We start from the raw sequence: 12,456 nt of genomic DNA on the forward strand, positions 1-12,456 counted from the left end.
AGAGGCCCATACCTAACTCGGTTCGCTCGAAAACATGAGGTGAACCATTTACGCAGGGTGATTTCCTCTCGCACCGTGCGACATCCGGGAATGACCGGCTCGCGTGCCGGGCGGTGCGGGTTTCGGTCGGGACCGCGAGACCCTAAACCGCCGCCTTCGCCCGGCCCATCGACCAGTTCTCCTGCATCCGCACCTTGGGGTTGGGGGCGCACCAGATCTCGCCGCTTTCGTCGAGCGCGGTGACCCAGATGAGGTTGTGCTCCGGGCCGTAGTCGATCACCGCCAGCGCCAGCCCCTTTCCACGGTCGATGACGGTCACGGGCAGCGGCGGATTGAGTTGGGTGAACATAAGCGTGCGATCCTGCGCAGGCGAGGGGACAATTCCCTGCCGCGCATGGTGAAACGCGCCATCGCGATTTTCGGCACCCGCATGCCGCGCGCATCTGCGCTCTGTCCTACACGCCGCCCGCTGTATACATGGCCCGGTTCCCCTGAACGCAACCAGCAGGTGAACCATGGAATTGGGTTTTTGTTTTCGCCCTCAGGCGCCGGGCGCGACGCATCCGCGTCGCTTGGCTTCCTCGCATAAGCTCGGGCGGCCGGTCGGCCTTGCCTCGCCTTCGGCTCGGAGACTTGTGCCTGTCTCCACCTGGGGAGGCGCGGTATGACCGATCTCTCCAACCACCCCCTCGTCCTCCACGCCGACAGCCTCGTCGAGACCCCTCCCGCTCCGCAGACCCAGTTCGTGGCCGAGCGGCAGGTGGCGTTTCTCGAGGCGCTGGCGGTTACCGGCAATGTCCGCACCGCGGCGCGGCGGGCGCGGGTTTCGCACCAGACCTGCTACCGCGCGCGGCGCTGGTCCGGCTGAGACCCCCGCCTGCGCAGGGGATCGGGATGGGATTGCGGGCGTTCGGTCGGGCGTCCGGTGCCTGTGCTTGTGGGGCGGGGCGTGCGGGTGTCTCGCCCGCGCGCTCGCCGCCGCCGCTCGGCCCTACATCATCGGCCCTACATCAATTGATAACGCGCGCTGTCCGTGTACCTGCTAGACCTATGCCATCGTCGGCCTCTTTTCAGGCTTTCCGGCGACCGAGAGAAGCTTCGGCATTGCTCCCGCCTCGTGCATCGGAGTCCCGTCATGCCCGAATGGCTAATCGTTGTTCTCGCCGTGCTCGGCACCTTCGCGCTGGCGTCGTTGCTGGGTGAGCTGCTGGTGCGCCGCGTCCGCCGCCGCCGGTGACCGTGCAGGCCGGGTTCCGCAATCCCTGCGGCAGGCTCTGGGATCGATAATGCCGATCGTCACCCTGGACCCGATCCGGGAGGCTCCGGTTCTCAAACGTCGATAATGCCGTATTTCATGCCCTTGACCGCCGCCGAGGCGCGATCGGACACGTTGAGCTTGAAAAATATCCGCTTGATATGCGTGGCGATGGTCGGGCGCTTGCTGCCCAGAATCAGGGCGATTTCCTCATTGCTCTTGCCCTGCGCGATCCAGTGCAGGATCACCACTTCGCGCGGAGCGAGCCGCGGCCGTTCGACCAGGCCCGTCTCGAGCTGGTCGATCCGCAGATGCGCGGCCTGGGCGATCGTCTGGAGGATGGGGATATCGGCATGTTCGACCCGGTCCTGATGGTCGACCTGGTTGATGCCGAAGGCGGCCAGGTGCTGATGCGGGCCGAAAGTGGGGAAGGCATAGCCATCGGTCACCCCGTGTTCGCGCGCCTGCTCGACGAAATGCCGCTGATCGGGGGTCAGCGACTTGCCGGCCGCCATGTGGCTGAGCCGCATCGGCTGCCCGGCGCGGGCGATCAGCGAGGGGAAGGGGTCGAGCAGGTTGAGGCCGTCATTATATTTAGCAATCCATTCGTCGGGGAAGCCGAAGGATATGACATCGGCCTGCCCGGGATGGTCGCGCGAGGGTTTGAGATAGCTCAAAGCGTGGAAGCCGTGAGAGCGATAGAAGGCCCTGGCGATGGTGAACACATCATCCTTGGTCTCTGCCCCGGCAATCTGCCGCACGGCCCAACTCTCATCCATGGTCGCGCTCACTTCCCTGCTATGTTTGGCACTCTTTGTGCGGCAGTCCGATTGAATGTCATCCATTCGGACTACGTATATCCTTTGATGATTCGCTGAAGATTGCAAGCGGATATTAGCCGGTAGGATGGCACCGCACCCAGCCGTCGGCACGTAATACCTTGACGTTTTGCGTAGTTCGTTCGGATGACATCCGGCAGGGTGACCTCCGAACGGGTGACTACGGTTATCACCCTAGTAACCATACGAGTTTGGGCGACGGCTGGGGAAAACACACGATCCTGAGCGTCGGGGAACTTGACAGGTAGTGGGGGCCGAATCGCTTATGCAGGAAAACACGTTCATTGTCGTCGACAACGACTATCGCAGCCGCAATGAACTCACCATGGCTCTCGGCAAGATCGGGTACGTGGTGCCCGCCGACAGTCTCGACGATCTGGGCGGTCGCTGGCCGGAAGAAGCCTGGGTTCTGGTCCACGATCATGGCCTTCAACTCACCCGGGCGATGCGGGATCTGCGCCAGGCTGGGCGGTTCTATCCCCTGGTTGCCTATTCGAAGAAAGCCAGCATTTCTCACATCATGGATGTCCTCAGCGGCGGTGCCGCGGGCTATTTCGAATGGCCCACGCCCGATGAGCGACTGCAGCGCAGCCTTACGAATATTCTGGCGCGGAAATGGCAGAATTCGACCGCGACGATCGAGCAGGCCCGGGCCAAGCAGAAAATCGGCCAGCTTTCGCCGCGCGAGCGTGAGGTTCTGACCGGGGTGTGTGAAGGCTTTTCGAGCAAGGAAGTCGCCCGCACGCTGGGGATCAGCCCGCGCACGGTCGAGCTGCACCGCGCCAATGTGTTGAACAAGCTGGGCGTGCGCAATGTCGCCGCGGCGGTACGTCTTTCGGTCGAAGCCCGGTTCGAAGGGACCAGACTGCCCGACGAACAGCGCGAACTGGCGCTTTAGGGGCGAAGCGAAACGGCGCGCCGCTTTCGGGCGGCCTCTGCCGCCTAACGGTCGAGGACGGCGAGTTCGACCCGCCCATGCCCGCGTCGGATCAGGCCGAGTTCGGTCGCGGCAGCGCGGCTCAGATCGATTGCGCGGCCAGGGGCGAAGGGGCCGCGATCGTTGATCCGCACGGTGACCGTCTTGCCGTTGCGCGGATTGGTCACCGCCACCATTGTGCCGAAGGGCAGGGTGCGGTGGGCTGCGGTCATCCCGTGCATATCGAAGCGTTCGCCATTGGCGGTCCGGCGGCCGTGAAAGCGCTTGCCGTAATAGGAGGCGATGCCGCTGCCGATGGACCGTGCTGCGGGGGGCATTTCTACAGGCGCATCGATAGCATTCAGATCCACGACATGGGCGGCGGGTTCGGGCGCGGGCGGCAAGGCCTCGAAGCTGGCGAAACTTGCATCGAACTCCGCCCGGGGCAGGTTCTGCCGGACGTTTTCTTCAGGCTGGGCCGCCGTTGCCGGCACGGCCAGGATGGCAAGGAAAAGCATGCTGTGAAACGCGCGATTGGCCATCGTGTGGACCTCCCGTTCGGTTTCGATGGCTATACTGAAGGTTGCGGCGAGAGTCTTTAACAGCGGCGGTGCCCGCCCCATTCGCGCCACAGGTCATCGCGGATCGGGATCGTTTGTCCTCCGGCCCAAACTATTCCGGACATGCGGGAAAGCGGTTCTGGAAAGGCAGGAAAAGGGGCGGGATAGTCCAGCCCACCGGATCGCCAGACGAACCCGGTATGGAGCCGCATGCGATCCCGACGAGCAAATGGGGCCGACATCGCTGCCGACCCCACTCTCACCGATGCGTGGTCATGCCCGCCAACTGAATGAAACGCGCAGGAACTTGGCATCCGACGTTTTCCCTTCCGCTGCATCCGAAGATGCCGCATCCGGTTCTGTCACCGGCGCTCGCACCGGCATCCGGCTCCACCCTCCGACTTATCCGGTCGAGTGCGCCAGGCCATAAAGGCCCTCGCTTTTCGTTCCGGACTGGCCTTCGACAGGCGGTGCCGCGATCGAACTTTCCGTCAATGGCCGAACCTCAAGCGGCTGCATCGCCGATCCGGTCCGAAGACCTTTTCCATGCGATACCTCCTCGGCATCCGACCGGGTTGGTCCGATCCATGAAAGACGTACGTTGCGTTTCGTCATCGACCCGCTTGCGTCCGACCGAAGTCTTCCCCATGCCGGTCTCGGAAAACACATGGACAGCGTCTCCCATGTCTTTCCGGTCTGGATTTTCTCCGTTATTTCAGGCCGTTAAGCCATCTATCCGGTGGAAGATCCTCGCCGTTCCGATGCCTTCAAGCTGCGCCCGATCGGGCGATTCGTCCAGCCGACAAAGCCCGACTTTTCCACCATCCCCCGATTCCGCTGTGGAGGGGGGTGGAAAAGTCAACGCTTCATCGCAAATTACGAACGCGATCTTTGTTGCAGGCGCAATATTGCGCCGCAAAACCTTGTTGCGGCGCAACTAACGGTCGCGTCTGGCGAGCAGGCGCAGGCGCAACGCGTTCAGCTTGATGAAGCCTTCGGCGTCTTTCTGGTCGTAAGCGCCCGCATCATCCTCGAAGGTCACATGCGCTTCGGAATAGAGCGAGTTGTCCGACTTGCGGCCCACGACACTCGCATTGCCCTTGTAGAGCTTGAGCCGGACCGTACCTGAAACCTTCTCCTGGCTGAGGTTCACCGCCGCCTGCAGCATCTCGCGCTCGGGGCTGAACCACAGGCCGTTATAGACCAGCTCGGCATAGCGCGGCATCAGCTCGTCCTTGAGATGCGCCGCGCCGCGATCGAGCGTGATCTGCTCGATCCCGCGATGCGCGCGGGCGTAGATCTCGCCGCCGGGGGTTTCGTACATGCCGCGGCTTTTCATGCCGACGAAGCGGTTCTCGACCAGATCGAGGCGGCCGATGCCGTGCTTGCGACCCAGCTCGTTGAGCGCGGTCAGCAGCGTGGCAGGGCTCATCGCTTCGCCATTCAGCGCAACGCCGTCGCCCCGCTCGAACGCAATCTCGATATATTCGGGCGTGTCGGGCGCATCCTCGGGATGATCGGTGCGCGAGTAGACATAGTCCGGTGTCTCCTCCCACGGATCTTCGAGCACTTTCCCTTCCGACGAGGTGTGCAGCAGGTTCGCATCGGTGGAGAAGGGGCTCTCGCCGCGCTTGTCCTTGGGCACGGCGATCTGGTGCGCCTCGGCCCAGGCGATCAGCGCGGTGCGGCTCGTCAGGTCCCATTCGCGCCACGGGGCGATCACCTTGATGTCCGGATCGAGCGCATAGGCCGACAGCTCGAAACGCACCTGGTCGTTGCCCTTGCCGGTCGCGCCGTGCGCGATGGCGTCCGCGCCGGTCTCGTGCGCGATCTCGACGAGGCGCTTGGAGATCAGCGGGCGCGCGATGCTGGTGCCGAGCAGATAGTCGCCTTCGTAGCGGGCGTTGGCGCGCATCATCGGGAAGACGAAATCGCGCACGAATTCCTCGCGCAGGTCCTCGATGAAGATGTGCTTGTCCGGAATGCCCATCGCCCGGGCCTTTTCGCGCGCGGGTTCGATCTCCTCGCCCTGTCCGAGATCGGCGGTGAAGGTGACCACCTCCAGCCCGCGCTCCACTTCGAGCCACTTGGCGATGACGGAAGTATCGAGGCCGCCGGAATAGGCGAGGACGACACGCTTGATATCGGACATTGCGGGCACCTTTGTTGACTTGGCCGCGCCGCTAGCAGGGGTGGGGGCGCGGTGGCAATCAGGAAGAGCTTGGTGGGGGGGAAGGCGTGAAGCAATAGCGGCGCTTATGGTCTCGTGGTGCGTGAAGGGCAGGGCGCGTGCTTTCCGATTGAGCCGTGCAGATCGAAAGCAGGTTGATCTAGCGTTTGGGGTGGGCTGGTAAGAGCTGGAATCAGGCCTAGTATTTCTGCATTTCATCTTGAGTTGTCTGATTGACTCCAAATGAAGTACCCGGAAAGAAGATCACGGTGATCGGAGATTTAAGAAATGGTAGATCAACCCGAATTTGACGGCGTAACGCACCCAACGACTGAGGATGGAGTCGAAGCTCCCATTATCACCTCGGCTGCTAGGGCTCCGACGATCTATGCCGATGGGGTAATCTTCGCGACTCGCTTCGGCTCCACTGTTAGAGTCCACCTCGTTGAAACAGTGGCTGAAGCTGCTGATGCACCTCATCCTGGGTTAAAAACGCGCCATGTGGCGAATATAGTGATGCCAATTGAAGGGTATCGAAATACCGTGAAGTATCTCAATGAGATCTCCGAGTACTTCGATGAGGAGGGTCGCGAAGTTGACCAATCCTCGAAAAAGTAGTCCACCCAAAAATCCGCAGCCAATTTCTACGGATATAGTAGATTTGAACGGTAATCCTTACCGGGCGGAAGCAGCGCCACAGCCTCCGATAAATTCTTCTTTCGGTAGTGGGTCTGGTGACGGCGGTGGCATCCATTCACTATCGTCCGATCTGGGCGGGATTAAGAAGAACATTTCATTTTTAAATTGGGCGCTTGGCATCATTTTTCTCAGTGGTCTGAGTGCCCTGGTAGGAATTTACCTTTCTTTGTCTTCGGAAATTGATACTCGTTATGATCGCATATCGGACAAAATAGATGGCGTTTCAAATCAAATTGGCGAGGTAAGGATTGGCATTGGGAAATTGGAAACTCGACATGAGTCTGAGTTTACTGAGAAAATTCCGAAAGAATCTAACGCCAGCCAGTAAAACGGGGTTTGGTTGATTTAACAGCCTTGTTGAATCAAAAAAATATCTAATATCGTTCAATCTTGTTGATAACTTGCTTGCAGGCATATCCGCTAGGCTACTCATTCCCTCCGAGGCATCTGAATGGGAATCTCGTACAAGTGGCATACACTTTTGGATCAGAATTTTACTGTTCCAATACCTCCATGCGGCTCTACCGCCTTGTGCAAAGCCAGTGCGAGGCGCCAATGCCGCCCGTTTTTGTTTAGGCCAGCAAATGGTCGATAGTCGGTCCCACCGTTAATACCTCCGAACACTCCCTTTCCTACACACCCCCATCTGTGCCTTAAGCTATGCGATGAGCAAGAAGCCGCCCCGTATTCCGCCCGCACAGCCACCACTTGCCGCGCCGCGTGCCGAGGGTGCGCCCGGCGAGCCGTCTGACAATCTCGCCGCCGGGTTGTCACTGCCCGTCCTCGCTGCGGCGCAGGCGGCCTTGCCTGCGGTTAAGCGCAAGCGCGCCGCCACGGGTAAACGCGGGCCACGCTGGACCAGGGCGCGGCAGGTCGATTTCCTTGTGGCGCTGGCGGAAACCCATTCGGTGGCCGAGGCGGCGCGGCGGGTGGGGATGAGCCGCCAGTCGGCCTATCGCCTACGCCAGCGGTTGCGCGAACAGCCCTTCGGCCGGGCCTGGGACGCAGCCTATGCCAGCGCGCGCCACAGCCTCTACCGCGCGGCGCTGGAACGTGCGATCGAAGGCGTGGAGGTGCCGCATTATGCCGGGGGCGAGCTGGTCGGCACCTCGCGCAAGTTCGACGAGCGCCTCACGCTTGCGCTGCTGGCCATGCCGACGCCTGCCCCCGCAGAGCTGCCTGCGGTCTATCCGGGCAGCGCCTATCCTTCGACCGACTTTCGCGGATTGCTGGAGCGGGTCGAGACCGGACCCGACCATTTCGGGGTCGACGAAAGCGAGCATCACCTGCTCCGGCTGGAAGCGGAGGAGGAGGCCCGCTGGTCTGCGGACGATGCGGAGGACGAGGGCGGCGAGCAGGAAAAGGATGACGGCGGCGAATGGGAATATTGACCGGATGTGTCACCCGGTCTCCAACATCGTCTGCAATTTCAATGCGATGACCTGTAGGAAAAGCCGGACACCCCCGTCACCTTGTGTAACCTACACAGAAACCCTGGCGCAGCGCGCTATTCCGCCGCTTCGCGCAAGGCCGGGTCGAGATGCCAGCGCGGCACCTTGCCCTCATCCGCCGCGCGCAGCCGGGCGCTTTCGGCCTCGATATATTCGCGCGTCATCGGGATGGCGGCGCGATCTTTCACATACTGGATCTGCCAATTGACCATATTGCCGTGGCGGAAGCTCTGTTCGGCCCCGGCGAGGTAGAACAGCCACATGCGGTAGAAGCGTTCGTCGTAAAGCTCGGTGATCTCGCGCTGGTGCAGCACGGTGCGTTTGTACCATTCCTCCAGCGTGTGGCTGTAATGAAAGCGCATCGCCTCCACATCCATGACCTGCCAGCCATGCTTCTCGCTCTGCGTGACGAGCTCGGACAGGGCCGGGATATAGCCGCCGGGAAAGATGTATTTGCGCGTCCATTTGTCGGTGAAGCCCGGCGGGCCGGCGCGGCCGCAGCAATGGCTGATCATCACGCCATCGGGCTTCAGCAGGCGGTTGGTGTGTTCGTAGAATTGCGGGTAATGCGGCGTGCCGACATGTTCCAGCAGGCCGACCGAGCTGATCCGGTCGAAGGTCCCTTGCACGTCGCGATAATCCATCAGCTTGAACGTCACCCGGTCGGCGAGGCCCGCTTCCTCGGCGCGTTCCTTGCAGAAGGCGATCTGGTCGGGGGCGAGCGCGACGCCCATAACCTCGACATCGTAATGGCGCGCGAGATAGAGCGCGAAGCCGCCCCAGCCGCAGCCGATATCGAGCAGGCGTTGGCCCGGTTGGATGTACATCTTGGCGGCGAGATGCGCCTTCTTGTCGAGCTGCGCTTTCTCGAGCGAGGTCGTTTCCGGATCCTCGCGGTAATAGGCCATGGTGTACTGGCGGTCCTCGTCGAGGAAGCGCTCATACAGCTCGCGGGTGAGGTTGTAAGTGTGCTCGGCATTCTTGCGCGCCTTGCCGCGCAGGTTCACGCTGTCGGCTTTTGCGAGCAGTTTTTGCGCCGCCTTGCGCAAGGGGCCTTTGGGCTTGAGCGATGCGCCTGCCTCGCGCTTGGCGTTCCTGGTCACGAACAGGACGAGGTCACGGATATCGTGCGGTTCCTCGACCTCGAGCCAGCCCCACATGAAGGCCTCGCCCGCGCCGACCTGCGGATAGCGTGCGATATGGTTGGCCGCTTTGCGATGCGTCAGGCGGATACGCAGCGGCTGTGTGCCGTCCTCGGGCGCGCCGTATTCGTAGGTCTTGCCGTCATGGTCGGTGACGATCATCCGCCCGCGCCTGATCGCGGCCTTCAGGAATGTGTCGAGCAGCCACATGGGCGCGCCTCTCCCCTTATGTTTTCCCCGGGACGAGACTGTGGCACACTTCGCACGGAGTCAATCGAAGGGAGGAGCAAAGCCGTGGCCGAAGCCAAGACGCAAATTACCGATGTCGATCCGGCCGACTTTCTTGCCGCGGTCGAGCCCGAAAGAAAGCGAGAGGAGGCGAAGGTGCTCGACGCGCTGTTTCGTCGGGTAACGGGTGAGGAGCCCAGGATGTGGGGGCCGAGCATTATCGGCTATGGGAGCTACCGCACCACCTATGCCAGCGGGCGCAAGGTGCATTGGCTGCGCACCGGCTTCAGCCCGCGCAAGGCGAAGCATTCGCTCTATCTGATGGGCAGCTATTGCGACGAGACCACGGGCCAGCGCCGCGACGAATTGCTGGCGCGGCTGGGCAAATACAAGACCGGCAAAAGCTGCCTGTATGTCAACAAGCTGGCCGATGTGGATATGGACGTGTTGGAGGAATTGCTGCGCAACGACTGGGAAGCAATGGCGCGCCTCTATCCCGAGTGATCAGATGCCCGCATACCACTGATATCCGGCGCGGTCTTCCCAATAGCCGCCCTGGCCTTTGCCGATCTCGTCGAGGCTCGCGACCGCCTCGATCGCGGTAAGGTATTTGGCGTGTTTGTAGCCCAATTGCCGCTCGATCCGCATTCTCAGCGGTGCGCCATTGCGGATGGGCAGCGGCTCGCCATTGAGGCTGTGCGCGACGATGGTCTGCGGGTGGTAGGCGTCGATCAGGTCGACGCTCTCGTAATAGTCTTGCCCGTTGAGATTGTCGGCGCAGCGGAAGACGATGAACTTCGCCTCTTCGCGCAGGCCCGCCGCCTCGAGCAGAAGCGAGAGCTGCGGCCCGGTCCATTCGCCGATCGCGCTCCACCCTTCGACGCAATCGTGGCGCGTGACCTGCGTGCGCTGGGGCAGCTTGCGGATATTGTCGAGGCTGAGGCTGAGCGGATTCTCGACCAGGCCGCGAACTTCGAGGTGCCAATTGGCGAAGCCTTCCCCGGCGTGGCGCGGATAGTCGCCATTCTGCGGATCGGTCGAGCCATTGCCGCGGAAATAGGGCGAGATCGCGCTGCGCGGATATTCAGGGGCGAGAGCCTCGCGGTTCGTCAGCAGTCGGTGCGCGGTTTCGTGCCATTTCTCCGCCGCGCCGAGCAGCGACTTGCCCGCACCGGTATCTGCAATTTTGTTACAGCCCGCAACGAAGGCTGCACCTGCGGCCACGAGGAAGTTCCTGCGCTTCATCGCTCGCGCCCCCCGGTAATCATGTCGCGTATCTGGTGGATCGGTCCGACGAGGATCACCAGCACCACATGCACCACGAAAAAGGCGGCGATGGCGAAGGCGAAGATGAAATGCAGGCTGCGCGCCGATTGCCGCCCGCCGAGCAGCTCGACCAGCCAGCCGAATGTCGGTTCCAGGCCCGGGCTGATGGCGATTCCGGTGAAGATCATCATCGGCAGAAACACGCCCAGCACAAGGCCATAGGCGAGCTTCTGGAGGAAATTGTACTCACCGCCTTCGTGGTCGAAATTCAGCTTGAGGTGCTGGACTATGTCATGCCGGATCGCGTCCGCCTTCCATTCCTTGCGGCTGGTGGCGATGTCGCGTTTGAAGTGGCGGTTGGCGAGCATGACGATCCACATGAACAGCAGGCCCAGCGCGAAGGGCCAGGCCATGAGGATATGCCAGTCGCGCGCCACGGCGAGGCTGTAATAGCCGGGGATCGTCGTCCAGTCGGGAAAGCGCGGCACGGTGAGCCAGGCCTGTTCGGCGGCAAAGCCCCAATCGCCCCAATAGAGCCGGCGATGCGCGTTCGAGATCGTCAGGCCCGACATGAACAACACGACGACGCAGATGAGGTTGAGCCAGTGCCACAGCCGGGTGCTGAGCGTGTGGCGCTTCATGCCCCGGCTCGCTCGCGCGCGAGGTAGATCACGTCGCGCGGCTGGGAGAGGAGGTGCTGGCCGCTGTCGACATAAAGCGTCTGTCCGCTGGCGAGATGACCCTGTGCGAGGAACAGCGCGGCATCGGCGACTTCCTCGGGGCCGGTCTTGCGGCCGAGCAGGTTCATGCGGTGGGAAATCTCGGTCTCCTCCTCGCTCTGGTCGTGGCTGGCGAGGATCGCGCCCGGCGCGAGCGCATAGACCCGGTCTTGCGCGCGGGCCGCGCCCATGGCCAGCATCGGCACGGTCGATGCCAGTGCGTGCTTGCTCATCGTGTAGCTGAAGAAATCCGGATTGGGATTGGCGAGCTTCTGGTCGGTGAGGTGGATCACACGACGCCCGCCGCGTGCACTCGCACGGGCGAGATAGGTCTGCGCCATGCGGGCGGGGCTGCGGGCGTTGATCTGCATCGTACGGCTGTTCGTCGCCGGATCGAGCGCGGTTACCGCATCATTGTCGAACACCGCCGCGCAGTTGACGAGGGCGCGCCAATCCGTGAGTCGCCCGGCGAGGGCCTCGACCATCGCGACTGCCGCATCGCCGTCCGCGAGATCACAGCGCACCGTTTCTGCTGAGGGGAGCTCTTCCGCGAGAGCTTCGGCCTCCGCGCGCGAGGAAGCGTAATGCACGACCACATGCCATCCCGCCTTGCCGAAGGCGCGGGCGATCGCCGCGCCGATCCGCTTCGCCCCTCCCGTTACGAGTACCGCTGGCTTGCTGTCGGTCATTGCCTGCGACCATAGCGCCATGCGGTGCAAAGAAAAGGCGCGCCGCCACCCGAGGGGAAGGTGACGGCGCGCCGCATTCGCAACCTCCAGGTTGCGTCAGAGGGTCAACGGCACTTCAAACTACCGCGGTCGATTTCGCGACCGACGATTGCGCCGACAGCGCCGCCCAGAATTGCGCCGAGCGTCTTGTCGCCGCGACCGGCCAGTTCATGGCCTGCCAGCGCGCCGACGCCGGCGCCAATGACGAGGCCGGTCGTGCCGTTGTCGCGCTTGCAGTAATAGCGCCCGTCGTCACCGCGCCACATCCGGTCGGCACGGCTGATCCGGCGCGGTTCGACATAGTAGCCGCGGCTGTCGTAGATCGCGCGGTCCTTGGCGCGTTTGCCGTGAGCGGGAGCCCAGCTCGGCGGATCGGCGGCGGCCGGTGCGGCGGTGCCGATGCCGGTAAGGGCAAGCGTCCCCGCTGCGAATGCGAGAGTGAGTTTTTTCATGTTGCGTCCCCATTCGGTTGTCTCCAGCGCG

The 12,456-nt window shown here is 62.5% G+C and carries 15 protein-coding genes; 6 read left to right on the forward strand and 9 right to left on the reverse strand.

What is annotated here, in order from left to right; genetic code table 11:
• Positions 1-142: 142 nt before the first annotated feature.
• On the reverse strand, positions 143-349 hold the full coding sequence (locus tag MUY37_RS06480) for a hypothetical protein (protein ID WP_499194539.1): 207 nt from the start codon (positions 347-349) through the stop codon (positions 143-145).
• A gap of 315 nt (positions 350-664) precedes the next feature.
• Between MUY37_RS06480 and MUY37_RS06485 the strand changes: the two genes are divergently transcribed.
• On the forward strand, positions 665-868 hold the full coding sequence (locus MUY37_RS06485; RefSeq protein ID WP_499194540.1) for a hypothetical protein: 204 nt from the start codon (positions 665-667) through the stop codon (positions 866-868).
• Positions 869-1,329: 461 nt separating this feature from the next.
• Here MUY37_RS06485 and MUY37_RS06490 read toward each other — a convergent pair whose 3' ends face one another.
• Positions 1,330-2,034, reverse strand: coding sequence for an autoinducer binding domain-containing protein (locus MUY37_RS06490; RefSeq protein WP_499194541.1), 705 nt, complete (start codon positions 2,032-2,034; stop codon positions 1,330-1,332).
• 325 nt (positions 2,035-2,359) lie between these two features.
• On the opposite strand from MUY37_RS06490, the gene MUY37_RS06495 reads away from it, so the two are divergent.
• The gene (locus MUY37_RS06495; RefSeq protein WP_499194542.1) at positions 2,360-2,992 is read left to right on the forward strand and encodes a response regulator transcription factor; all 633 of its coding nucleotides are present in this window, start codon (positions 2,360-2,362) and stop codon (positions 2,990-2,992) included.
• A gap of 44 nt (positions 2,993-3,036) precedes the next feature.
• On the opposite strand, the gene MUY37_RS06500 is transcribed toward MUY37_RS06495, so the two are convergent.
• Both MUY37_RS06500 and MUY37_RS06505 read right to left on the reverse strand, forming a co-directional pair.
• Complete coding sequence (locus MUY37_RS06500; RefSeq protein ID WP_499194543.1) at positions 3,037-3,552, reverse strand: septal ring lytic transglycosylase RlpA family protein; 516 nt, start codon at positions 3,550-3,552, stop codon at positions 3,037-3,039.
• A 955-nt stretch (positions 3,553-4,507) separates the two neighbouring features.
• The gene (locus MUY37_RS06505) at positions 4,508-5,722 is read right to left on the reverse strand and encodes an argininosuccinate synthase (RefSeq protein WP_499194544.1); all 1,215 of its coding nucleotides are present in this window, start codon (positions 5,720-5,722) and stop codon (positions 4,508-4,510) included.
• A 306-nt stretch (positions 5,723-6,028) separates the two neighbouring features.
• Between MUY37_RS06505 and MUY37_RS06510 the strand changes: the two genes are divergently transcribed.
• From MUY37_RS06510 to MUY37_RS06520, 3 genes are all read left to right on the forward strand, one after another.
• The gene (locus MUY37_RS06510) at positions 6,029-6,358 is read left to right on the forward strand and encodes a hypothetical protein (RefSeq protein ID WP_499194545.1); all 330 of its coding nucleotides are present in this window, start codon (positions 6,029-6,031) and stop codon (positions 6,356-6,358) included.
• A complete protein-coding gene (locus tag MUY37_RS06515; protein WP_499194546.1) occupies positions 6,336-6,767 on the forward strand; it encodes a hypothetical protein in 432 nt (143 codons plus the stop codon). Before MUY37_RS06510 ends, MUY37_RS06515 begins: the two co-directional genes overlap by 23 nt.
• 337 nt (positions 6,768-7,104) lie before the next feature.
• The gene (locus tag MUY37_RS06520) at positions 7,105-7,830 is read left to right on the forward strand and encodes a helix-turn-helix domain-containing protein (RefSeq protein WP_499194547.1); all 726 of its coding nucleotides are present in this window, start codon (positions 7,105-7,107) and stop codon (positions 7,828-7,830) included.
• A 116-nt stretch (positions 7,831-7,946) separates the two neighbouring features.
• On the opposite strand, the gene MUY37_RS06525 is transcribed toward MUY37_RS06520, so the two are convergent.
• Entirely contained in the window at positions 7,947-9,242 is a 1,296-nt protein-coding gene (locus MUY37_RS06525; protein ID WP_499194548.1) for a class I SAM-dependent methyltransferase, read from the reverse strand.
• Positions 9,243-9,326: 84 nt separating this feature from the next.
• On the opposite strand from MUY37_RS06525, the gene MUY37_RS06530 reads away from it, so the two are divergent.
• Positions 9,327-9,764, forward strand: a complete 438-nt coding sequence (locus tag MUY37_RS06530; protein WP_499194549.1) for a DUF1801 domain-containing protein — start codon at positions 9,327-9,329, stop codon at positions 9,762-9,764.
• On the opposite strand, the gene MUY37_RS06535 is transcribed toward MUY37_RS06530, so the two are convergent.
• The 4 genes from MUY37_RS06535 to MUY37_RS06550 all read right to left on the reverse strand — a co-directional run bounded on the left by MUY37_RS06535 (position 9,765) and on the right by MUY37_RS06550 (position 12,425).
• On the reverse strand, positions 9,765-10,505 hold the full coding sequence (locus tag MUY37_RS06535; protein WP_499194550.1) for a molybdopterin-dependent oxidoreductase: 741 nt from the start codon (positions 10,503-10,505) through the stop codon (positions 9,765-9,767).
• Positions 10,502-11,167 carry a cytochrome b/b6 domain-containing protein gene (locus MUY37_RS06540; RefSeq protein ID WP_499194551.1) on the reverse strand — a complete coding sequence of 222 codons (666 nt, stop codon included), beginning with the start codon at positions 11,165-11,167 and terminating at the stop codon, positions 10,502-10,504. Before MUY37_RS06540 ends, MUY37_RS06535 begins: the two co-directional genes overlap by 4 nt.
• Positions 11,164-11,934, reverse strand: coding sequence for an SDR family oxidoreductase (locus tag MUY37_RS06545; RefSeq protein ID WP_499194552.1), 771 nt, complete (start codon positions 11,932-11,934; stop codon positions 11,164-11,166). The genes MUY37_RS06540 and MUY37_RS06545 overlap by 4 nt, the downstream gene beginning before the upstream one ends.
• Before the next feature lie 104 nt (positions 11,935-12,038).
• Positions 12,039-12,425 carry a glycine zipper 2TM domain-containing protein gene (locus MUY37_RS06550; RefSeq protein WP_499194553.1) on the reverse strand — a complete coding sequence of 129 codons (387 nt, stop codon included), beginning with the start codon at positions 12,423-12,425 and terminating at the stop codon, positions 12,039-12,041.
• Positions 12,426-12,456 lie beyond the last annotated feature (31 nt).

Source organism: Qipengyuania sp. ABI-127-1 (assembly GCA_022953095.1).
Taxonomy (GTDB): Bacteria; Pseudomonadota; Alphaproteobacteria; order Sphingomonadales; family Sphingomonadaceae; genus Qipengyuania.

Bases quoted from the DNA above. Each gene is read 5' to 3' on its own strand.
- MUY37_RS06550 (WP_499194553.1), bottom strand. From the start codon at position 12,425: ATGAAAAAACTCACTCTCGCATTCGCAGCGGGGACGCTTGCCCTTACC.
- MUY37_RS06540 (WP_499194551.1), bottom strand. From the start codon at position 11,167: ATGAAGCGCCACACGCTCAGCACCCGGCTGTGGCACTGGCTCAACCTC.
- MUY37_RS06510 (WP_499194545.1), top strand. From the start codon at position 6,029: ATGGTAGATCAACCCGAATTTGACGGCGTAACGCACCCAACGACTGAG.
- MUY37_RS06480 (WP_499194539.1), bottom strand. From the start codon at position 349: ATGTTCACCCAACTCAATCCGCCGCTGCCCGTGACCGTCATCGACCGT.
- MUY37_RS06520 (WP_499194547.1), top strand. From the start codon at position 7,105: ATGAGCAAGAAGCCGCCCCGTATTCCGCCCGCACAGCCACCACTTGCC.
- MUY37_RS06495 (WP_499194542.1), top strand. From the start codon at position 2,360: ATGCAGGAAAACACGTTCATTGTCGTCGACAACGACTATCGCAGCCGC.
- MUY37_RS06525 (WP_499194548.1), bottom strand. From the start codon at position 9,242: ATGTGGCTGCTCGACACATTCCTGAAGGCCGCGATCAGGCGCGGGCGG.
- MUY37_RS06490 (WP_499194541.1), bottom strand. From the start codon at position 2,034: ATGGATGAGAGTTGGGCCGTGCGGCAGATTGCCGGGGCAGAGACCAAG.
- MUY37_RS06485 (WP_499194540.1), top strand. From the start codon at position 665: ATGACCGATCTCTCCAACCACCCCCTCGTCCTCCACGCCGACAGCCTC.
- MUY37_RS06500 (WP_499194543.1), bottom strand. From the start codon at position 3,552: ATGGCCAATCGCGCGTTTCACAGCATGCTTTTCCTTGCCATCCTGGCC.
- MUY37_RS06505 (WP_499194544.1), bottom strand. From the start codon at position 5,722: ATGTCCGATATCAAGCGTGTCGTCCTCGCCTATTCCGGCGGCCTCGAT.
- MUY37_RS06535 (WP_499194550.1), bottom strand. From the start codon at position 10,505: ATGAAGCGCAGGAACTTCCTCGTGGCCGCAGGTGCAGCCTTCGTTGCG.
- MUY37_RS06545 (WP_499194552.1), bottom strand. From the start codon at position 11,934: ATGACCGACAGCAAGCCAGCGGTACTCGTAACGGGAGGGGCGAAGCGG.